The following is a 20,926-nucleotide window of genomic DNA, read 5'->3' as shown; positions in this document are numbered from 1 at the left end:
TGCTGAGTACAGCAGGCGTTTTTAGTTTATAGTTGCGTAGTGTGTATACTTAAGTAGTTTGTTGCTCTTTCACGGCCAGCTGTCCGCAGGCAGCATCAATGTCTTTACCACGGCTGCGGCGCACGTTTACCTGCACTCCACGGTCTGCCAGGTAATAAATAAAGTTCTGCAGGCGGTCATCATCTGTGTTCACAAAATCAGCATTGGCAATCGGGTTATACTCTATCAGGTTGATCTTGCAAGGGATGATCTTCGAGAAACGAAGCAGTTCTTCGGCATCCTGCAGGGTATCGTTAAAGTTATCAAACACGATATACTCATACGTTACCTTACGGCCTGTTACCTGGTGATAATGCTTCAGGGCATCTTTCAGCGCTTCCAAAGAGTTGGTTTCGTTTATCGGCATAATCTGGTTGCGCTTCTCGTCGTTTGCCGCGTGCAACGACAAGGCAAGGTTTGCTTTCACACCATCATCCGCCATTTTCTTGATCATTTTGGCAATACCGGCTGTGCTTACCGTAATGCGGCGCGCAGCCATACCCAGGCCATCGTGTGCCGTAATGCGCTCTATACTTTGCATTACGTTGGCATAATTCAGCATTGGTTCGCCCATACCCATGTATACAATGTTGGTAAGCGGCTGACCATACTGGCGAAGGCTTTGCTCGTTTATGCGTACTACCTGGTCGTAAATTTCAGCGGCATCGAGGTTACGCACGCGGTCCATGTAGCCGGTAGCGCAGAACTTGCAGGTAAGCGAGCAACCCACCTGGCTACTAACGCAGGCCGTTTTGCGCTCGTCATGCGGTATCAGTACGCCTTCTACAATGTTGCTGTCGTATAGTTTAAACGCAGATTTTATAGTTCCGTCGTTGCTCAGCTGCTCGGTAGCAACCTGCACGGCGTTAATGGCAAAGTGCTGCTCCAGTTTTTCGCGCAGGGCAAGGCTAACGTTGTTCATCTCCGCAAACGACTGAATAGAGTGCTTCCAGAGCCACTCATAGATCTGCTTGGCACGGAAAGGCTTCTCACCATTTTCCACCAACCAGGCTTTCAGGCCGTCCAGCGTTAGCTTACGGATGTCTTTTTTATTTAAAACAGGTATATCTGCGATCAAATTCATACCACAAAATTACAAAAATACTCAGGCTTTAGTTTCAATTTTTGCCTTTACTTCATCGGGAAGTGCCATTAGTTTCCGCTCCTGGTAATTAAAGCACAACATACCCGTTTTAGCACGCGCTACTTCTTTGCCAAGCTGGTTGGTAACATGGTAAGTTATATCAAAGCCATACTTGCTGATGTCGTCGAAAGCCAGAGCTATGGTTAAGATATCACCGTAAAAGCCTTCGCCTTTATACTCTATCGCCACGTCGGCCATTATCATACTTGCTCCGCCAATCTGCAGTTCGCTCCAGCCAAAGTGGCCAAGCAGTTGCATGCGGGCCTCGTGCAAAATAGACAGCAAAGCATCGTTGCCAAGGTGGTTACCATAGTTGAGGTCGGTTATGCGCACCGGTATAGTTGCCGTAAAATGTTTGTGGGGTGGTATAGTTACTTTTATGCGGGCCATAGTTTATTGCTGGTTGCTATTGGTTGTTTGTCTGAACCGTAGATGAAGTGTGAGCGAAATGATGAACAGGAATTTTAATCACACTTAATTCCAGAATTCATTATTTATCTTTGGTTCAGACATTCAAAATATTTTAGTCATTATTCATTCCTAATTAATCATTAATACTTGCACACAGTTAGCGGATATGTTTACATTTGTAGCTTACCCATAAAAATCATGCACCTCGAGATACGCCAGACCAAAGATGGCTCTAACACCCTGTATGTTCCTGATCTGAACGAGCATTACCATTCGGTGCACGGCGCGTTGCAGGAGTCGCAGCATGTGTTTATAAAGCACGGACTGGAGTATGCCCTGGAACAGAAGCGCGACGTAAAGATACTTGAAATTGGGTTCGGTACCGGCCTTAATGCCATACTTACGTTGCCTTTTGCACTTGCCCAGAAAGCCTTTGTACAGTACGACACCCTGGAGAAGTATCCCTTAACGATGGATGTAGTGGAGCAACTGCATTTTGAGCAATTCATTTTGAACCCGGAGCTACTCGATAATTTTAAAAAGATGCATGCCGCTCCCTGGAACGAGCCTGTAGACCTGAGTCCGTACTTTACGCTGCAAAAAATACACGAAACACTGGAAGAGTTCTGTCCGCCGGAAGCTTACTACGATGTAGTGTATTTTGATGCCTTTGCCCCGGAAAAGCAACCTGAGCTCTGGACCGAAGAAGTATTTGCCAAACTATACAACGCTACCCGCCCGGGTGGTATACTGGTAACCTATTGCGCCAAAGGAGCTTTTAAACGTAACCTGAAAGCGGCCGGATTTATAGTAGAAGCATTGCCCGGCCCTCCCGGCAAACGCGAGATGACACGCGGCATCAGGCCTGTACTATAGCCTGTAAATCAGCACATTAACCTGCCCCTAAAGTATAACTATACCTATATCTGTATTGGATTCATACTTTTATTTAGCCAGTGAACTTTAACTTTCGGGATATTGTATTATTTTGCATAGCATGAAAAAACCTTTACCCTATAGTTCATAAATGAAGAAGTTATTTACAAAAGCAATAAGCCCGATAAAGGCAATTGGTCGTGGCGTAGTAAAGCCTTTCCAGTCTAAATACGAAGTAGTTTGCACTACTTACCAGGTTATACCAGGTATGCCGGTTAGCAAAAACGAGCAGAAACATGCTTTTGAGCGTGGCGCATCTGTTAAAGCAAAAGAGTTCTATAGCAAAGTAGTGTCTTCGGACATGACCAAAACAATGGCTCCTGTAGAAGTGCAGCTGCGCAAGATCTATATCGGCGGCAGAACAATAGAGCAGGCTGAGTTTGGACCGGTACAGCACCTGAAAAGCCTGAACAAAGGCAAGAAGAAGAAATAACAGCCCCGGCTGCAAGTATAAACGCCCTGTTGGTAAATATCAGCAGGGCGTTATGTTTTCTGCAAAGCTGCAATCTTAACTTCGTTAACGCTATTGCGTACTGCAGCACATATACTGTTTAAACTATACTTTGTCAGCTGCACCTAAACCACCTGCTCTTATCAGACGACCAGCTTTAGTTATTACACTACAAGCCTTGGCCACGTTTTCTATTCTCGCCACCTTTTTACCTTTGCTACACTCACAGGAGTGGTACGTACGTGTGTTTGATTATCCTCGTCTGCAGCTTTTTGCACTGGCTGTTTTTAGCTTTATACTTTACATTTGGCTGGCACCCAAAGAGCGCAAACGCGATAAGTTTCTGTTGGCAGCGCTCTCTATTGCTATCATTTACCAGGCCGTTAATATTTACCCCTATACTTTTCTGGCGCCCAAAGAGGTTAAAGATGCTGCTGAAAACACACCTGAAGACACCAACATTAGTTTGCTGGTCTCGAATGTGTTTATGGACAACAAAGAGCATAGCAAGCTTGCCGCACTTATACAAAAGCAAGAGCCTGATATTGTCTTGCTGTTAGAATCAGATTTGGCATGGCAGCAGGGTTTGGCAAATGTCACGAAACAGTACCCACACCGCGTAGAGATCCCGCTTGAAAACACGTATGGCATGCACCTTTATAGTAAGTTGCCGCTGCGCCAGCAAAAAGTAAGTTACCTCCTCGATAAAGATATTCCATCTATTAAAACCTTTGTGAAGCTGCGTAATGGCACATGGGTGGAGTTGCATGTGGTGCATCCCAAACCACCTGTACCAACCGAAGATGCCACCTCTGAAAAACGGGATGCTGAAATAGTGATGATTGCCCGCGACATTGCCAATTCTAAGTACCCGGTTATAGTAGCCGGCGATTTTAATGATGTGGCCTGGTCTCGTACCACAGAGCTTTTCCAAGAGGTAAGCGGACTGCTGGACCCCCGACTTGGAAGAGGATTTTATAACACCTTTAATGCCAATTACCCCATTCTGCGCTGGCCCCTGGACCATGTTTTCCACTCCACGCATTTTAAGGTTGAGAGCATGAAAAGATTGCCTGACATCGACTCCGATCACTTCCCGATATTTATCAGGCTAAGCTTTGCCCCGGAAAACAAGTATGAGCAAGAAGAGCCTGAAGCCGACAAGCAAACCCAGGAAGAAGCGGGTGAATTAATTGAAGAAGGAAAGGAAGAAGCTGCAGAAGACAAACGTGAAGGAAAGTCCGAATAGATCAGTTACTTCCACCAAACACCATTAGGCATCACCACGGCATCTAGCGGCACATCAAATGGGTTAGGGTCGGTTATACTTTCTACAGGCGGCTCCTGCGATAAACCTACTTTCAGCACATCCAGACGGCAGTCGGCCAGGAAGCGGTCGTAGAAGCCTTTGCCATACCCAACGCGGTGACCTGCTTTATCAAATGCCAGCAAAGGTATAAGCACGATATCTACTTCAGGGGCAAGTATGTGCTGTGCGTTTTGCGGCTCCGGTATGCCCCAGGGGTTTTCTATAAGTATAGCTTCGTCGGTGAGGTGGTGGTGGGTAAGTATATTCTGCTCCACATCAGTCACGGGTACGGCTACGCGCACTTCGGGATGCTCCAATCGTAACCGCTCGATTATTGGCCAGGTGTTTACTTCGTTGTTCTTAACAATAGGCAGAAATACATGCACTGTTTGCCCGGCCTGCAAACTGAAATTAGCAAAAAACTGATCGGCTATACTTTTGCTGCGGCGCTGCACTTCCTCAGCTGGCAATGCCCTACGCTGTTGCAGCATCAGTTTCCGTAGTTCCGCTTTCAGCATTACTCTTCTTCCAGTATCGTAAATTTCAAATCAAACGGATCGAAGGCATCCACCAACGCAGGTATAAAATCGGGGTTATTGGCTTGATAGCTAAGCAGGTTGTCGTGGCGCTCCTGCAGGCTACCGCCCGGGAACAACTTCTCCTTCAGGTTCTCGAGTTGCTTAAAGGTTTGCTCATGCTTACTGTCACGGGCTTTGGATAGTTTCTTTTCCAGTATTTGCAGGGCATTGTATGCCTTTTGCTCTTCGGCGGCTACAGCTTTAACCAGCGTCGGGTCTATACTTTTGGCCAGCTTTTCCACTTCCTTAAAGGCATCTTCCACCGTTTTCTGCTGCGCTTTCAGGGTAATTTCTTCCTCGTGCAGCTGGCTCGACAAGTATTTCTTCAGATCTAAGAATGGCTTGAACATTTGTTCAGCTGAGAGCCCAAGTTTATGCATCCGGCTGGCATTGCCGCGGTTAATGTACATAGCCGAGTTGCGCAGCATCAGCACCGGGAAAGCTACTTTATAAGCTTCAAACACTTTTTTCAGCTGGAACCAGTACACCACTTCTGCCCCACCACCAATATAAGCCAGATTCGGAAGTATAAGCTCTTCGTACAGTGGCCGAAGTATAACATTTGGACTGAACTGCTCCGGATGCTCTTTTGCTAGTTGTAGTATTTCTTCCTGTGTGAAGCTGATATCGGTATTCAGTACTTTATACTTGCCGTCTTCCTGCACAATGCGCTCACGCAGTCCATCTTTCAGGTAAAACAAGTTGATCTCGCGCGAATATACCTGTGGTTTATAACCCAGTTCTTCCAGTTGCGCGCTTGTTTCAGAAACCAGTTTATGCGAAAGGTTTTCAGTCAGCTCTTTTTCGATAACCGGCGTTAGTGCTTTTTTCAGTTCAGCCTGATCCCCATCTATACTTACCAAACCATAATCGGCAAACAAACTATGGGTTATAGCACGGGTGGCATCGGTCAGGGTTTTGCTATTGCGGTAAGCCTCCTCAAACACAGCAAATTTTTCAGGCATTTCGTCCAGCAACTGGTCCAAGCCCTCAGTTGAGAATCTGCCTACAGCGCCTGTCTGCTCTGTCTGCCATTTGTAGCCTTTCCCGAACAAATTAAAGTGGTTGATCTCGGCAAAATCGTGGTCTTCGGTGGCCATCCAGTAAACCGGCACAAAGTTATAGTCCGGGTAAGCTGCCTGCAGTTGCTTACAGGTATTTATGCCTGTAATGATCTTATACACAAAGTATAATGGACCGGTAAAGATGTTTAGCTGGTGGCCGGTAGTAATGGTAAAGGTATTGGGCTGTAACAACAGATCAATGTTCTGCTGCACTTTCGGATTGATCTCCGAAACAGAACTATACTGCTCCTGCAGTGCCTTATGCAACACCTGCCGCTGCTCTGAACTAAACTCTTTCTCCTGTAGCTGGGCTTCAAACACATTTATACCCGGAAAACGGTTATAAAACGGTTTGAGCTTTTCGTTTTGCGCAAGGTAGTCGGTTATAGTCTGGGAGAAGGCGCCGGTTGCGGCATAATCCATTTTTGTGATCTTCATAGTGGTTACTTCCATCGGCGGCGACGTATTTTTATAGCAACTATAACAGCTTAATCGGGTTTGGGTTTTGGCTGTTTATACTTTGCCAGCCACGCTACAAAGTACGGTTTTTATTTTTTGATTTACAGATGATACGACAGAAAGCAAATCAGATGGTGTAAACGTAGTTTCAAATCTGGCTCTTTCAAGTATAAAGTATAACTCTTATCTTTCTGTACACCAAACTATAAACTATAAAACTATGGGTTTACTTAGCGGCCTGATGGGTCATGCATCCGAAGTATCAATCGAAAAATTAAGTGCCGAGTTTCAGCCTATTTTGCTGGACAATGAACAGATTGAAAAAGCCTACAAACTTATCCGCGACATGCTGGTATTTACTAACAAGCGCCTTATTGTTGTGAACAAGCAAGGCTTAACCGGCTCTAAAGTAGATTATCAATCCATTCCGTACAGCAGCATTAAAATGTTTTCGAAAGAAACAGCTGGCATGATGGATTTTGACGCGGAGCTTAAGATCTGGCTGACTGGCGAGTCTACGCCAACTATAAAGCAGGATTTCCGGAAAGGAGATAATATAAACGAAGCCTACAAGGTACTGAGCAAGTATGTCTTGAAGTAGACATTAGATGTTAGACTCAATTCCGTAAAATTGGATATTCATAAAAGCAATTCGGCCCGGTAGAATTTCTACCGGGCCGAATTTGTTAGTCTAAATTCTAATATCTTAAATCTAATATCTAACTAACCACTTCGCCGTAAAGGTCAAAGTCCGAAGAATCTGTGATCTTCACATTTGCGAAGTCACCAAGTCTTACATAGTTGCTATCTGCTGGTACCAGTACTTCGTTGTCTACTTCCGGAGAGTCGTATTGTGTACGGCCTACAAAATAACCGCTTTCTTTTCTATCAAACAGCACTTTATAAGTTTTGCCTACTTTCTCCTCGTTCAGCTCTACAGAAATGCCTTGTTGTAGTTCCATGATAGCGTCTGCACGCTCCTGCTTCACTTCGTCCGGCACATTGTCTTCTAAAGTATAAGAGTGCGTGTTGTCTTCGTGTGAGTAAGCAAAAATGCCCAGTCTGTCGAAACGGGTTTCTTCTACCCAGTCATACAGTTCCTGGAAATCCTGGTCTGTTTCGCCTGGGTGACCTGCGATAAGCGTTGTTCTTAAAGCAATGTCCGGCACGCGCTGACGGATAGAATCTACCAGTTCTATCGTTCTGCGCTTGCTGATACCGCGGCGCATCGTCTTCAGCATGTTATCCGAGATGTGCTGCAACGGCATATCCAGATATTTGCAGATATTGTCGCGCTCCGCCATCACATCAAACACTTCCATCGGGAACTGCGACGGGTAGGCATACTGCATCCTGATCCATTCGATACCTTCCACATCCGAAAGATTTCTTAGCAGGTCAGCCAGCTTACGCTCACCGTATTGCTGCAAACCGTAATAAGTCAGGTCCTGGGCGATAAGTATAAGTTCTTTTGTACCCATACCTGCCAGGCGCTTTGCTTCCTTCACTAGGTCTTCAATCGGGCGGTCCACGTGCTTGCCACGCATTAGTGGTATCGCACAGAAAGAGCAAGGACGGTTACAGCCTTCAGCAATCTTAAAGTATGCGTAATGTGATGGCGTAGTCAGTAAACGTTCACCAATCAGCTCGTGCTTATAGTCTGCTTCCAGTGTCTTAAGCAATCGCGGCAATTCCAGTGTTCCAAAGTAGGCATCTACCTGCGGAATTTCGGCTTCCAACGAGTCTTTATAGCGCTGCGAAAGGCAACCTGTAACGTATAGTTTGTCTATCTGGCCGGCTTCTTTGGCATCGGCGTAGCGCAGAATAGTATCTATAGATTCCTGCTTGGCATTGTCTATAAAGCCGCAGGTGTTAACGATAATGATGTTCGAATCATCTTTGTCAGACTCGTGCGCCACATCAAACTCATTGGCACGCAGCTGCCCCATCAACACTTCCGAATCTACCAGGTTTTTAGAACAACCCAAGGTGATCACGTTTACCTTATCCTTCTTTAAGCTTCTTACTTTCACGTATTAATAACTTGCTTGATAATTTATCAGAAACTCTATAGTTGTAACCTGCCCTTCCTTCACTTCAACCGGGAAAATGTTATTCTCACCGTCAAAAAGGTTGGCGTATAAGCCCTTCTCTTCTTTCGTGAAAAGGCTATACTTGCCGGGCTTCAGGCTAACAGAAAAGAATCCGTTAGCATCTGTAACAACCTGAGCTACTAAATTAGTTTGAATGTTGGTGTGAAATACACCGTTTTGTGTGGTAACCTGGTTTGCATTGGTGAGCTCGTAGACATAAACCGTACGTTGCACACCACGTTTGCTTTCGGTTGGCGGTGCATCAGGCGAAGGCATCTGGTTGCCGGATTCCCATAAAACGCGGCTAGTTATACCTTGCTTTATAGCTGCCTGGCTTTGCTGCACCTGCGTAGCTAAAGTTATAGTTTCTGTTTCTGAGCCTGTAGTTGCCTTGCCCTGCTTGCTACCGCAACAGGCTGCCAGCAATAGCAGCGCCGAAAACAGAAAACTCTTCATACTATACTTACTTCTTACGCGAGAAGAACGACTCCACAAACTGCTGCTTATCAAACAATTGCAGGTCTTCAATTTTCTCACCCACGCCAATATACTTGACTGGGATCTTAAACTCATCCGAAATACCGATCACTACGCCGCCTTTTGCCGTGCCATCTAACTTTGTAATGGCAAGTGCTGTAACGTCTGTGGCTTTGGTAAACTCGCGAGCCTGCAGTAATGCATTTTGCCCTGTGCTGCCATCCAATACCAGCAACACTTCGTGCGGGGTATCTTCTGTTATTTTCTGCATCACACGCTTGATCTTCGAAAGCTCGTTCATCAAGCCAACCTTATTGTGCAGTCGGCCAGCGGTGTCTATGATCACTACATCAGCACCAATTTCCACTCCCTTCTTCACAGCATCGTAAGCCACAGAAGCAGGGTCAGTGTTCATACCATGCGATATAACAGGTACGCCCACACGCTCGCCCCAGATGATCAACTGATCAACGGCAGCGGCACGGAAGGTATCGGCAGCGCCCAGCACTACTTTTTTACCGGCTTTATGGAATTGTGCAGCTAGCTTGCCAATCGTTGTAGTTTTACCTACACCGTTCACACCTACTACCATAATTACATATGGTTTTATACCTGCCGGCAGATCAAAGTTTGCTCCGTCGCCGGCTTTGTTTTCTTCCAGCAGGGCAGCAATTTCTTCGCGCAGAATACGGTCCAGCTCCGATGTATTTACATATTTATCGCGGGCTACACGTTTCTCAATGCGGTCGATGATCTTTACAGTGGTTTCAACGCCCACATCGGCATGCACCAGGATTTCTTCCAGCTCGTCCAGTACTTCTACATCAACTGTAGATTTACCGATAACGGCTTTGCTCAGTTGTCCAAAAAAGCTGTCTTTGGTTTTCTCCAGCCCTTTGTCCAGCGATTCCTGTTTTTTCTCTTTGCTGAAAAAGTCAAAAATTCCCATGCTGCGTTGTTGTTGGGTAAGCTTTAGCGGTGAAACGGTAATATACTAAAAAAGTCCCAATGCAGGGACTTCTTCGTGTTATCTATCTATAATAGTAGAGTAGGCTTGTATTACTTTGCAAGAACTTCCTGCACTTTGTCAACAGGAACCATTTCTTCTTTAAAGCTATAAGCACCAGTTTTTGGCGACTTAACGGCTTTGATCACTTTTGCCCAGTCTTTACCTGTGGCGGTCTTTAGGGTTGCAACTACCTTCTTAGCCATGGTTATTTAATTTCTTTATGTACAGTTACTTTTTTCAACACCGGGTTATACTTCTTAAGCTCTAAACGCTCAGCAGTATTCTTTCTGTTTTTGGTAGTGATGTACCTTGAAGTTCCAGGCATGCCAGAATTTTTATGCTCTGTGCACTCCATAATAACCTGGATTCTATTACCTTTTGCTTTTTTAGCCATCTCTCTTGTAATTTTTTATTTGGGACTGCAAATATAGAATCTTAAATTCTTAACTACAAACAAACTATAAATTTTATTGCAAAGTTCAGCTTTGGGTAAGACAAACAAGATTATTTCAATCCTGAAATCACTCCAAAAGAGCTTTCAAACTCATTCTTTCACCTTATCACGCCCCATACTTTAAGGGTATCAACAGCTTCTTGCCGACTTAAATCTCTTGCTTTATTGCCGCTGGTATAGTAAGCACTATGATTCTCTTCTTTGAAATTATAAATCAAGTACATGCTTCTCGCATTGCTTTTGAACCAGTCTGTTTCAGTAACGATTTCGCCATCTATCACTTCCACAGACTTAGCGTGATGTATTTGCTGGATTGAAATTGTATCTGCTGGAATAAATGATTGCCTGTAGGTTGTACCTAAAGTATTTAAATATTCGGTCCAACTTCCAAACACTTCCTTTTCTGGTTTCCAGGACTTAGGTAACTCCATCAATCCAACAGCTTGCCGTTTGGCATTAAACGGATGGCTATACTTGGCTGGATCAAGTGTCAGGTTTTGAAATAAGGCAAAAGCATAATTTAGAGCGATGAGCCCCATAAGGAATAAAATGAGTCGGAATGCACTTTTTACACCTTCTCTGTTATTCTTCCATTCCCATCTATAAGCGAAAAAGAAAATAGTAGCAAACAGAACAAAGTAAGCGATTATGTATCCCATCTTTGGCTGTAGGTTATTTTCTACTTGATCTCCGGAAGTTTGAAGTCATCCAGCGCACTTGGTTGCGCCATGGCTTTTTCAATATCAGCTACGGTGCGGGGGGCAAGTTTAGACAGGTTTTCCCAGCCTTTATCCGTGATCAGAATATCGTCTTCGATGCGTATACCTATCCCCCACCACTTTTTATCGCAAGGGCTGCCATCAGGTATGTAAATACCCGGCTCTACGGTAATAACCGAATTGGCTTTAAACGGCCCGTAAGTACCGGCATCGTGCACATCGAGGCCAATGTAATGAGAGGTACCATGCGGGAAGTAACGGCGCGCTTCAGATTTATTTTTAATAATACCTAATTTCACGAGCCCTTCTGCAATAACTTCCTGTGCTGCCTGGCCGGGCGCCGAGAAATCATTGCCAACTTTACACTGTTCAATACCAGCGTCTTGCGCTTTTAAAACCAGTTCGTAAATAGCTTTTTGTTCAGGAGAGAATTTACCATTGGCAGGTATTGTGCGGGTAACATCGGCGGTGTAGCCTTTGTATTCGGCTCCCACATCCATCAGCACCAGTTCGTTGTTACTTATACTTGGTTTGCCGCTCTCAATATAATGCAGTACACAACCATTGTTACCGGCACCAACTATAGACGGATAACCGACATGATGTGCGCCATACTTATTATGCACAAACTCGTGTAAACCTTGCACTTCCAGCTCCGACATATTGGGCTGCATTGCCTTCATCACTTCTATCTGGCCAAGAGCCGAGATGGTGACAGCTTTACGCAAAAGATTAATCTCTTCCGGAGTTTTCTCCTCACGCATCTGCCCCATTACAATTTCCAGCGCCTTTTCATCAGCCTTTACATTCTTTGCCCTGAACTGCTCTACTAAACTATAAAGGTCGGCATTATCGCGTTCGTCGTCGCGCACATCGGTAGGCAAAGGTTTAATGTATACCTGTTGCAGGTCTGCTTTATCTAAATAAGATTTAAAAGCTGTGTTAGGTTGAGTAGTTATACCTAATGTAGCAGCAGATCCTTCTACGCCCAGGCGTTTGCCATTCCATAACTCGGCTTGTGCATTATTGGGCTGCACAAACAGCAATTCCTTTACCTGCTTGCCATTTATAGTTTGCGGCTCGGCATAAACTATAAGTACTGCATTTGGCTCGGTATAGCCGGTCAGGTAATAAAAATCCGGATCCTGATGATAGTAGTGATCTACATCGTTGGAACGGTTACGAACAGGGGCGGCAAAAAAAACAGCAACGGAGCGAGCAGGTAGTTGCTTACGCAGCTGCTCTCTCCGTTGCCGGTGAAATTCTTTATCTAAAGTATCAGATGGCTTGTCCGGGGATACACGCGACTGTGCCGTGGCAGCTGTTATAGTTGCCCAAACAAGCAGCACGCATAGCCGGATGGCGGCCATTAGTACAGGATATAGCCTTGCTCTACTGCTTTCTTAAGAACAGCAGTGATACCATTCTTGTTGATCGTTCTTAAAGCTGAAGTAGAAACTTTAAGTGTAATCCAAGCATCTTCTTCAGGGATGTAAAAACGCTTCTTCTGAAGGTTTGGATAGAATCTACGCTTCGTTTTATTGTTAGCGTGTGATACGTTATTTCCTACTTGAGGTCTTTTACCGGTTAGGTCGCAAACTCGTGCCATCTTGTATTATCTTCTAAATTATTTCAATAGGGGTGCAAATATCAGTAAAATGATACACAATTTCAAAAACATAGCGAATATTTTTATACAATTGCCCTTACTCCGCCATTAAGCCACATTAATTTATCAATCTGTCAGCACTACTACTTAAGTATAGCTTCTTGTTCTGGTTGCAATTTTCGCGTACTTAAGCCTTTGCTTAGTGTATCTGCAAGTAGCCTGACTAAGCTCCGAGCGTTGCTACCATCGGTATCTTTTAATGCGGAAAATTCAGTCACTTCCATGCCTATAGTTCGGGGATCTGCAACAAGATAAGTTAATAATTCATGAGCCTCAGCTATAGTTAAACCTGTTTCGCTGGGTGCATAGGCAGCGGGCATTTCTGCTTTACCAATAACATCCACATCAAAATGGATAAGAACCCTACCATCCTCTGGGATGCTGGCAAGTATAGCTTCAGAAACATTTTTTATATTTTGGCGCAGTTGCTGCAGGGTTATAGTTGTGATGCCATATGTTTCAGCAGGCGGATTCTGGCAACCTAGTACTTTTATCTGCCCGGCATCTACACTTACAGGCTTTTGCCACAACAGGTTCTCGTTAGTTAAAAACCATAAGCCCATGGCTGCTGCGCCTACACATAATTCAGGTTCAGGTTTAACTACATCTACATGCGCATCTATAATCAACAAGTATAGCTTTTCTCCATACAGTTTAGCCAGGTAATCTGCTACACCCACTATTATACTGCAATCACCACCCAATAGCAGGTTAAACTTTTCAGGCGCAAACCAACTACTCCCCTGTTTAATTATAGCTTCCCATACCATATGCGGAGCAGGCCAGTTACGCACGGGCGCTATGTCATGGCGCGGTAGGTAAGATGGCAACACTACATCGCCCCAATTAGAAACAGGCAAGCCATTTTGTTCCAGCAAAGCCTGTATACCTTGTTTGCGCAGCGCAGCCGGTGTTTCATCGGTTCCGGGGTAAAGGGCACCAGCAAAAGAAGGTATGCCAATAAGCTGTATCATAGTTTTATAGTTAATCCTTGCTCTGATTTGCTTCTCGCTGCTTCTTCCGGAAACCATATGGGCAGTGCCGGCACCCGCTCTCACAACAGTAGCCGCGTTTCAGGTGGTACTTAGCTGTAAATACCATTAGTCCCTGCTCATTTAAATAATAATCTTCTCCTTCTATTAGCGGTTGCATCTTCTTCTACCTGTATATCAGCTACAAATATCCTGAAATAAGATACGTTAGCCAAAATTACACAATAGCAACACTGCTTTACCTGCCAAAGGCGTTATTCTTCTATGCGCTTCGGCTGTTGCCCCATAGCTTAGGGTTTATTCTTTTAATTAAAATACCTGCCTATGCCTACCTACCAGACGCTTACAGATGCTATTATAGATATGCGTGCCCGTGGTTTTGTAAACACCTTCAGCATACAGCAACACCAGATATTTTGCTCCGAACTCTCCACTCCTTTCTTACCTGAGCAGCTTACCTTACTGGAGCGGCACCGCGTTAAGGCCCAAAACACTTCCGGGCAGTGCGAAATCTTTGGCTTCAGAACCCATACAAATGATTTAGGCTTAATGACAGATACCTATGCTGCTTATGACCCTGCGGAATTTGAGGCTATACTTAGCCGCTGTATGCAACTGGCACGACGGGCGTAAGCGTTTATAATTTTTATTCAGGTCGTGTTTTATTACATTTACAACTATAAATTATATTTTGTGTAAAAGTATAACGGCATAGGTATACCTGCGCCCAACTTAGAGCTTACGTTAAAACTATGAACACACAGACCATTTCATCGAGCCAGGAAGCCATAGACATTGAGCACAAGTATGGCGCCCATAATTACCATCCGCTACCCGTTGTACTTACTCGTGGCGAAGGCGTACACCTTTGGGATGTAGAAGGCAAACACTACTACGATTTCCTGTCAGCATACAGCGCTGTGAATCAGGGCCACTGCCACCCGCGCATTATCAATGCTCTTACCGAGCAGGCACAACAGCTTACACTAACTTCAAGAGCTTTTTATAACGACAAACTTGGCATAGCTGAAAAGTACATCTGCGAGTATTTTGGCTACGACAAAGCACTATACATGAACTCCGGCGCTGAAGCCGTAGAGACCGCCATTAAACTTGCCCGCAAATGGGGATATACCAAAAAGGGATTAGCCCCAAACAGTGCCGAGATTATTGTTGTAGAGCATAACTTCCATGGTCGAACTACCGGTATCATCTCCTTCTCCACCGACCCTGATTCTACAAAAGGTTTCGGGCCATACATGCCGGGCTATAAAGTTGTACCTTATAATGATGCTAATGCGCTGGAACTGGCCCTGAAAGAGAACCCGAACGTATGCGGTTTCTTGGTTGAGCCCATACAAGGTGAAGCTGGCGTAATGGTGCCAGACGAAGGTTACCTTGCTAAGTGCCACGCTCTCTGCAAAGAGTATAACGTGCTCATGATCACCGATGAAATACAAACAGGCATAGGCCGTACCGGAAAGCTACTCGCCAGTTATTACGACGACGTCAAGGCTGACATTCTTATACTTGGCAAAGCGTTATCAGGTGGCGTGCTGCCAGTTTCATGCGTGCTTGCCAACGATGATATAATGCTTTGTATACAACCTGGTGAGCATGGATCTACTTTTGGTGGTAATCCATTGGCCGCAGCCGTAGCAATGGCAGCACTGGATGTTATTAAAGACGAGCAACTGACCGATAATGCACTGAAACTGGGCCACATCTTCCGGGAGCGTATGAACCAGATAAAAATGGAGCGCCCTGAATTGGTAACTACTGTACGTGGCCGTGGCTTATTGAATGCCATTATAATTGAGCCAACTGTTGACGGACGTACTGCCTGGGATGTTTGTGTGCTATTGATGGAGAGAGGTCTGCTGGCCAAGCCTACTCACGGTGACATTATTCGTTTTGCACCGCCGTTGGTTATTACCGAAGAGCAACTGCACGAGTGCTGCGATATCATCGAATCAGTGCTGATGCAGTTTTAGCAAGTATAAATTAAACTATAAAGTATAAAAGCGGCGCAATAGTGTCGCTTTTATACTTTTAAGATACTATGGTTTGTTTGGCAACAGCAATAAACAGTATAAATCATTTCTATTCCGGGCTACAAGCCGTACCTTTACAGCACATTGATTTACAAGCTTTTTATATTTATTTAATATAGATATGATAACAAGAAGACCAAGACGTAACCGTCAAAGCGAAGTTATCCGGAACATGGTGGCTGAAACCACGCTAACCCTGAATGACTTCATTTATCCGTTATTTATAATAGAAGGCCAGAGCAAAAAAGTAGAGATAAGCTCTATGCCTGGCATCAACCGCTTCTCTATCGACACCCTTTTAGAAGAAGTGAACAGCTGTGTGGAGTTAGGTGTAAAAGCTTTTGCCCCATTTGCAAGTATACCAGAACAGCTGAAAGATAAAATGGCCACGGAAAGCCATAACCCGGAAGGCTTGTTCCCGAAAGCGATCCGTGAGATCAAGAGAAATTTCCCGGATGTAGTGCTGATGACTGATGTTGCCCTGGACCCTTATAGTTCTGATGGTCATGATGGAATCGTGGAGAATGGCGAGATCCTGAATGATGAAACCTTAGAAGTTTTAGGCAAGATGGCGTTGGTACAAGCCCAAGCGGGTTCCGATATAGTTGGCCCTTCAGATATGATGGATGGCAGAGTTGGCCACATCAGACGTGTGCTGGACGAAGCAGGCTATCATAAGGTTGGCATTATGAGCTACACCGCAAAGTATGCCAGCTCGTTCTACGGTCCGTTCCGCGACGCACTGGACTCCGCCCCTAAGAAAGGTGACAAGAAAACTTACCAGATGAACTTTGCCAACAGCCGAGAAGCTTTATTAGAAGCAGAACTGGACACACAGGAAGGTGCTGACTTTCTGATGGTAAAACCAGCCCTGGCTTACCTGGACATCATCAAATCACTTCGCGACAACTCCTATCTGCCAATTGCAGCTTATAATATCAGTGGTGAATATGCCATGGTAAAAGCAGCAGCTCAAAATGGCTGGATAGATGGTGAAAAAGCCATGGTTGAAGTGCTGACAAGTATAAAACGTGCCGGCGCCGATATCATATTAACTTACTTTGCTAAAGAGTACGCACAGTACATCAGGAGGTAAGATCATACAAGTATAGACTTCATAAAAGCACCGGCTAACGCTGGTGCTTTTTGTTTTTATACCTGGCTCAAAATCAGCGTTACAACATTGAATGAAAATTATATTTTGATGGGAACGACTTTGGCAATCTGAAGCTTAAGTAGTAACTTGAAAGCAATTATGACTACAACTTTTACCCTTTTATGAGAAGATTGAGCCTTTGGATCACAGCTCTAACCTTAGTTACGACCACCACGGCAATTGCACAGCGTACAGCACCAACTAACAAGCTTGAGTTAGAAAGATTTTCAGTAGCCGCAGCAAAAGACTATAAAGCAAACAGGGCTAAAGCTCTGGAGTTGGCAAAAAAACATGGCTGGGTTATTGAGAAAACATCTTCTGACGGTCGTCACATCTCCTTACAAGGCATTGACTCTAAAGGAATGCCTATTTACTATATTACTGATAACAACTCACGTGCGGCTGCCACAGTAGGCACTGATCAGGTATGGGTAGGCGGATCACTTGGGCTTGCACTTAGCGGAGCAAGTAGCGCAGTAGGCGATAAATTAGCTATCTGGGATGGTGGCCGTGTACGCACTTCTCATCAGGAGCTAAATAGCCGTGTGGTACAGCAGGACGGAGCAACTACAGTTAGCGACCATGCTACACACGTAGCCGGAACTATGGCAGCATCAGGAGTAAACTTGTTGGCAAAAGGCATGGCGTATCAGACAAAAAAATTATATGCATATGATTTTAGTAATGACGTGTCTGAGATGGCCGCCGCAGCCAAGAATTTATTAGTTTCTAATCATTCTTATGGCTCTATAAGCGGTTGGCGCTATAATCCTGATCGTAAAGGTGGCACTACTGATCCGTACTGGGAATGGTGGGGTAATCCGGATATTAGCACCTTTGAAGACTACAAGTTTGGTTATTATGATAACAGTGCAGCGCAATGGGATAAAATAGCATATGATGCACCCTATTATCTGATGGTAAAATCGTCTGGCAACAACCGCAGCGAAAACGGCCCGGCACCAGGACAACCATATTTCCGCCGTTCAAGAACCGGATCTTTTGAGCTGATAGCTGCAAGAGGCAATATAAGCAACAATAATGGTTACGATATTATTTCTACCTATGGAACTGCTAAAAATGTACTTACTGTAGGTGCAGTAGAGCCTATCTCTAATGGTTACCAGCAGACTTCTGATGTAAAAATCTCTTCCTTTAGCAGTTGGGGTCCTACTGACGATGGCCGTATAAAACCAGACATTGTGGGTAATGGCGTAAACCTGCTATCTTCTCTAGGTACAAGCAATAATGCGTATGGTGTAATGAGTGGTACATCAATGGCAGCCCCTAATGTATCAGGTTCATTACTATTGCTACAAGAACATTATGCCAATACCATGAACGGCAGTGTGATGCGTTCTGCGACACTTAAAGGCCTCGTGATACATACAGCCGATGAGGCAGGTATTGCAGCTGGTCCTGACTATATACATGGTTGGGGATTATTGAATGTGGGACGCGCTGCTATGACCATAACTGATTCAAAACGTGCTGGCACACCACTTTACAAACATTTGATAGAAGAACGTCAGTTACAGCAGGGCGAAACCTATAACCTAGATGTTGTTGCTTCAGGAACAGGACCACTGGTAGTAACAATTGCTTGGACTGACCCAGAGGCAACTCCAATTGAACTGGCAACAATTGCGCTTAATAACCGAGCACCTCGGTTGGTAAACGACTTAGATGTAAGAATTTTTCATGATGGCACTACCTATCAGCCATGGACATTAAATCCAGCAGCTCCAACAGCTGCCGCAACTCCCGGAGATAACATACTGGACAATGTAGAGCAAATTCTTATCGCAAACCCGGCCCCCGGTGAAACATACAAGATAAGTGTACGCCACAAAGGCACTTTATCCAAAGGGCCACAGGCATACTCTATACTTGCAAGTGGTGTTGGTGGCGCAATTTATTGTACTTCGGCTCCAACATCAGAACAAGGTTCCAGAATAGAAAGTGTAGCAATAGACGGCACTACCATTTCTCCGGCAGGTACACCTGGATGCACGACTTATAGCAACAATACAGAAGCGATATTCTCGATAGAAGCCGGCCAAACCAGAAATATCCAGATTAAGCCAGGCACCTGCACTACCAATGCAGCTAAGATTGCAAAGGTATTTATCGACTGGAATGCCAATGGCAGCTTTACTGATGCCGGTGAAGAAGCTGCCGTATCATCAGTAATAGATGATAATACTACTATAAATGCCGCTGTTACTGCTCCTACAAATATTACAATAGGTTATAAAGTTCGTATGCGTGTTGTATTATCAGAAACTACAGATGCTACTACTATAGCATCATGTGGCACATATAGTAATGGCGAAACACAAGATTATCTGGTCCAGCTTAATAAACCGGCTAAAGACATTGCTGCCTTAAGTATCAGCACCATTGATGAAGTTATATGTGCAACGCCAAGCCAAATTGTAAGTGTAAGGCTTCGTAACAATGGCTCAACAATACAGAGCAATATTCCTGTTAAAGTTGCTGTGCGTAAAAATGGAACAGAAGTAACTCAGTTGAATACAGTTTATAAAGGTTCAATTAATCCATCACGAGAGGGAGAACTAACGTTGCCGGCATTCTCAACTGAAGCAGGCGCGACTTATGAGCTTATTGCAGAAGCAGGATTACAGGGAGATGTAATTCCTTCAAATAACCAAAAAGCATTTATCCTGACTGTACCTGGTACTGAAAGTGCTCCACAGGTCTCTATTCAGCGTTGCGGAAATGACCCGAACTACTCTTTTACCGGAACAGGTAACGGTTCAATTTACTGGTATAACTCTGCTACAGATACCAATCCGGTGGCTATAGGAAATCAATTCCAATTCCCGGCTGATAAAGTAGGAACTACTATGTATGCAGGTATTAATGATCTGAATGTAAGTGTAGGCTATACCAAGAAATCTGATTTAAGCTATGGAGACTACAACCAATTCGACCCTGATGTCTATGTTAAAGCTTATGCTCCGGTAGTTCTTGAGAGTGCCAGGCTTTATATTGGAAACGCAGGCAAAATTACATTTACAGTATTCGATGAGAATGATGCAGCCGTATCTATCAGAACAATAGATGCTACGCCTACACGATCAACACCTGGACCAGGCCCTCTTCCTAACGATCCTGCTGACCAGGGTGAGGTTTATTATTTAGGATTAAAATTACCAGCCGCAGGAAACTATACAATTGCAGTTGATTTTGAAAGTACAACTGGTGCGACACTGTTCAGAAACAACAAAGCAAATGTTCCATACCCTATGGGCGTACCAAATGTTTTTGAGATAACTGGAAACTCTGCATCAACTGAATCCAATACTTATTACTACTACTTCTACGATCTTAAGGTGAAGGCTCTTGGCTGTAAAAGTGAACGTATAGAAGTACAGGTAAAAGGTAAAAACGCTATAGACCAAGCTGTTATTACACGTAATGGCGAAGTTCTTACATCAAATGCAGCAACTGGAAATCAGTGGTTTTTAAATGGTAGCCCTATACCAGGTGCTACAGATCAAAACTATACACCAACTGAGAGTGGTAAATACAGCCTGATAGCTACAGTAGATGGCTGCGTTTCAAAAACATCTGAAGTTTATAATTTTGTTTATAAACCAGGCGCAGCAGAACTGAATGGTAAAGTCATTATTGCCCGTAACCCAAGCTCTGGCATATTCATACTTGCTGCAGAACTTGTCCCAACTGATGTAATCAGGTATGAAGTGTATGATATCCTTGGCAAGCCACTTAAAACAGGTTTAGTAGAGAAGCATAACGGCATGTATGAGGGCGACATCGATTTATCAGCCAATGCCAGTGGTGTATACTTTATGCGAATTCATTATAATGATGAAACTTTTGTGCAGAAGCTTGTGCTACAACGCTAAGCAATTATAACTTAAC

Annotated in this window: 22 protein-coding genes; 8 read left to right on the top strand and 14 right to left on the bottom strand. The window is 44.4% G+C overall.

Features of this window, described 5'->3' with window-relative positions; translation table 11 throughout:
* Positions 1-49: 49 nt before the first annotated feature.
* Both rlmN and MJ612_RS16720 read right to left on the bottom strand, forming a co-directional pair.
* Positions 50-1,123 (bottom strand): 23S rRNA (adenine(2503)-C(2))-methyltransferase RlmN, encoded by a 1,074-nt coding sequence (gene rlmN / locus MJ612_RS16725; RefSeq protein WP_187032018.1) that lies wholly within the window; start codon positions 1,121-1,123, stop codon positions 50-52.
* Between the two features lie 21 nt (positions 1,124-1,144).
* On the bottom strand, positions 1,145-1,573 hold the full coding sequence (locus MJ612_RS16720; protein ID WP_187032020.1) for an acyl-CoA thioesterase: 429 nt from the start codon (positions 1,571-1,573) through the stop codon (positions 1,145-1,147).
* Positions 1,574-1,792: 219 nt separating this feature from the next.
* Here MJ612_RS16720 and mnmD point away from each other — a divergent pair, with 219 nt between their 5' ends.
* The 3 genes from mnmD (at position 1,793) to MJ612_RS16705 (ending at position 4,230) form a co-directional block, all read left to right on the top strand.
* On the top strand, positions 1,793-2,470 hold the full coding sequence (mnmD, locus tag MJ612_RS16715; protein ID WP_187032022.1) for a tRNA (5-methylaminomethyl-2-thiouridine)(34)-methyltransferase MnmD: 678 nt from the start codon (positions 1,793-1,795) through the stop codon (positions 2,468-2,470).
* A 151-nt stretch (positions 2,471-2,621) separates the two neighbouring features.
* Positions 2,622-2,963: a hypothetical protein gene (locus MJ612_RS16710; RefSeq protein ID WP_222619658.1), complete on the top strand. Its 342-nt coding sequence runs from the start codon at positions 2,622-2,624 to the stop codon at positions 2,961-2,963.
* A 232-nt stretch (positions 2,964-3,195) separates the two neighbouring features.
* The gene (locus MJ612_RS16705) at positions 3,196-4,230 is read left to right on the top strand and encodes an endonuclease/exonuclease/phosphatase family protein (protein ID WP_187032024.1); all 1,035 of its coding nucleotides are present in this window, start codon (positions 3,196-3,198) and stop codon (positions 4,228-4,230) included.
* Positions 4,231-4,235: 5 nt separating this feature from the next.
* Here MJ612_RS16705 and MJ612_RS16700 read toward each other — a convergent pair whose 3' ends face one another.
* Together MJ612_RS16700 and bshC are read right to left on the bottom strand one after the other, a co-directional pair.
* A complete protein-coding gene (locus MJ612_RS16700) occupies positions 4,236-4,808 on the bottom strand; it encodes a 5-formyltetrahydrofolate cyclo-ligase (protein ID WP_187032027.1) in 573 nt (190 codons plus the stop codon).
* On the bottom strand, positions 4,808-6,370 hold the full coding sequence (gene bshC, locus MJ612_RS16695) for a bacillithiol biosynthesis cysteine-adding enzyme BshC (protein ID WP_250419222.1): 1,563 nt from the start codon (positions 6,368-6,370) through the stop codon (positions 4,808-4,810). The genes MJ612_RS16700 and bshC overlap by 1 nt, the downstream gene beginning before the upstream one ends.
* Before the next feature lie 241 nt (positions 6,371-6,611).
* Here bshC and MJ612_RS16690 point away from each other — a divergent pair, with 241 nt between their 5' ends.
* Positions 6,612-6,992 carry a PH domain-containing protein gene (locus tag MJ612_RS16690; protein ID WP_187032030.1) on the top strand — a complete coding sequence of 127 codons (381 nt, stop codon included), beginning with the start codon at positions 6,612-6,614 and terminating at the stop codon, positions 6,990-6,992.
* Between the two features lie 118 nt (positions 6,993-7,110).
* Here MJ612_RS16690 and rimO read toward each other — a convergent pair whose 3' ends face one another.
* From rimO to MJ612_RS16640, 10 genes are all read right to left on the bottom strand, one after another.
* The gene (gene rimO / locus MJ612_RS16685) at positions 7,111-8,424 is read right to left on the bottom strand and encodes a 30S ribosomal protein S12 methylthiotransferase RimO (protein ID WP_187032032.1); all 1,314 of its coding nucleotides are present in this window, start codon (positions 8,422-8,424) and stop codon (positions 7,111-7,113) included.
* A gap of 3 nt (positions 8,425-8,427) precedes the next feature.
* On the bottom strand, positions 8,428-8,940 hold the full coding sequence (locus MJ612_RS16680) for a carboxypeptidase regulatory-like domain-containing protein (RefSeq protein WP_250419221.1): 513 nt from the start codon (positions 8,938-8,940) through the stop codon (positions 8,428-8,430).
* Between the two features lie 7 nt (positions 8,941-8,947).
* Entirely contained in the window at positions 8,948-9,910 is a 963-nt protein-coding gene (gene ftsY / locus MJ612_RS16675) for a signal recognition particle-docking protein FtsY (protein ID WP_187032035.1), read from the bottom strand.
* Positions 9,911-10,020: 110 nt separating this feature from the next.
* A complete protein-coding gene (locus MJ612_RS16670; protein WP_162346559.1) occupies positions 10,021-10,173 on the bottom strand; it encodes a DUF4295 domain-containing protein in 153 nt (50 codons plus the stop codon).
* 2 nt (positions 10,174-10,175) lie between these two features.
* Positions 10,176-10,364, bottom strand: coding sequence for a 50S ribosomal protein L33 (rpmG, locus tag MJ612_RS16665; RefSeq protein WP_162346558.1), 189 nt, complete (start codon positions 10,362-10,364; stop codon positions 10,176-10,178).
* A 158-nt stretch (positions 10,365-10,522) separates the two neighbouring features.
* Complete coding sequence (locus MJ612_RS16660) at positions 10,523-11,083, bottom strand: hypothetical protein (RefSeq protein ID WP_187032037.1); 561 nt, start codon at positions 11,081-11,083, stop codon at positions 10,523-10,525.
* A gap of 20 nt (positions 11,084-11,103) precedes the next feature.
* Positions 11,104-12,513, bottom strand: a complete 1,410-nt coding sequence (locus MJ612_RS16655) for an aminopeptidase P N-terminal domain-containing protein (RefSeq protein WP_187032039.1) — start codon at positions 12,511-12,513, stop codon at positions 11,104-11,106.
* Entirely contained in the window at positions 12,513-12,752 is a 240-nt protein-coding gene (gene rpmB, locus MJ612_RS16650) for a 50S ribosomal protein L28 (RefSeq protein ID WP_187032041.1), read from the bottom strand. The genes MJ612_RS16655 and rpmB overlap by 1 nt, the downstream gene beginning before the upstream one ends.
* Before the next feature lie 143 nt (positions 12,753-12,895).
* Positions 12,896-13,786, bottom strand: coding sequence for an arginase family protein (locus MJ612_RS16645; protein WP_187032043.1), 891 nt, complete (start codon positions 13,784-13,786; stop codon positions 12,896-12,898).
* A gap of 10 nt (positions 13,787-13,796) precedes the next feature.
* Positions 13,797-13,964, bottom strand: a complete 168-nt coding sequence (locus tag MJ612_RS16640) for a DUF5522 domain-containing protein (RefSeq protein WP_187032045.1) — start codon at positions 13,962-13,964, stop codon at positions 13,797-13,799.
* Between the two features lie 164 nt (positions 13,965-14,128).
* Here MJ612_RS16640 and MJ612_RS16635 point away from each other — a divergent pair, with 164 nt between their 5' ends.
* The 4 genes from MJ612_RS16635 to MJ612_RS16620 all read left to right on the top strand — a co-directional run bounded on the left by MJ612_RS16635 (position 14,129) and on the right by MJ612_RS16620 (position 20,910).
* The gene (locus MJ612_RS16635) at positions 14,129-14,437 is read left to right on the top strand and encodes a hypothetical protein (RefSeq protein WP_187032047.1); all 309 of its coding nucleotides are present in this window, start codon (positions 14,129-14,131) and stop codon (positions 14,435-14,437) included.
* Positions 14,438-14,556: 119 nt separating this feature from the next.
* On the top strand, positions 14,557-15,798 hold the full coding sequence (gene rocD / locus MJ612_RS16630) for an ornithine--oxo-acid transaminase (RefSeq protein WP_187032049.1): 1,242 nt from the start codon (positions 14,557-14,559) through the stop codon (positions 15,796-15,798).
* Positions 15,799-15,979: 181 nt separating this feature from the next.
* Positions 15,980-16,954 (top strand): porphobilinogen synthase, encoded by a 975-nt coding sequence (hemB, locus tag MJ612_RS16625; protein ID WP_187032052.1) that lies wholly within the window; start codon positions 15,980-15,982, stop codon positions 16,952-16,954.
* 182 nt (positions 16,955-17,136) lie between these two features.
* Positions 17,137-20,910, top strand: coding sequence for a S8 family serine peptidase (locus MJ612_RS16620; protein WP_187032054.1), 3,774 nt, complete (start codon positions 17,137-17,139; stop codon positions 20,908-20,910).
* Positions 20,911-20,926: the final 16 nt, after the last annotated feature.

Source organism: Pontibacter deserti, assembly GCF_023630255.1.
Taxonomy (GTDB): Bacteria; Bacteroidota; Bacteroidia; order Cytophagales; family Hymenobacteraceae; genus Pontibacter; species Pontibacter deserti.
The sequence above is the reverse complement of the archived record's forward strand: the minus strand, read 5'-3'. Positions and strand labels throughout refer to the sequence as shown.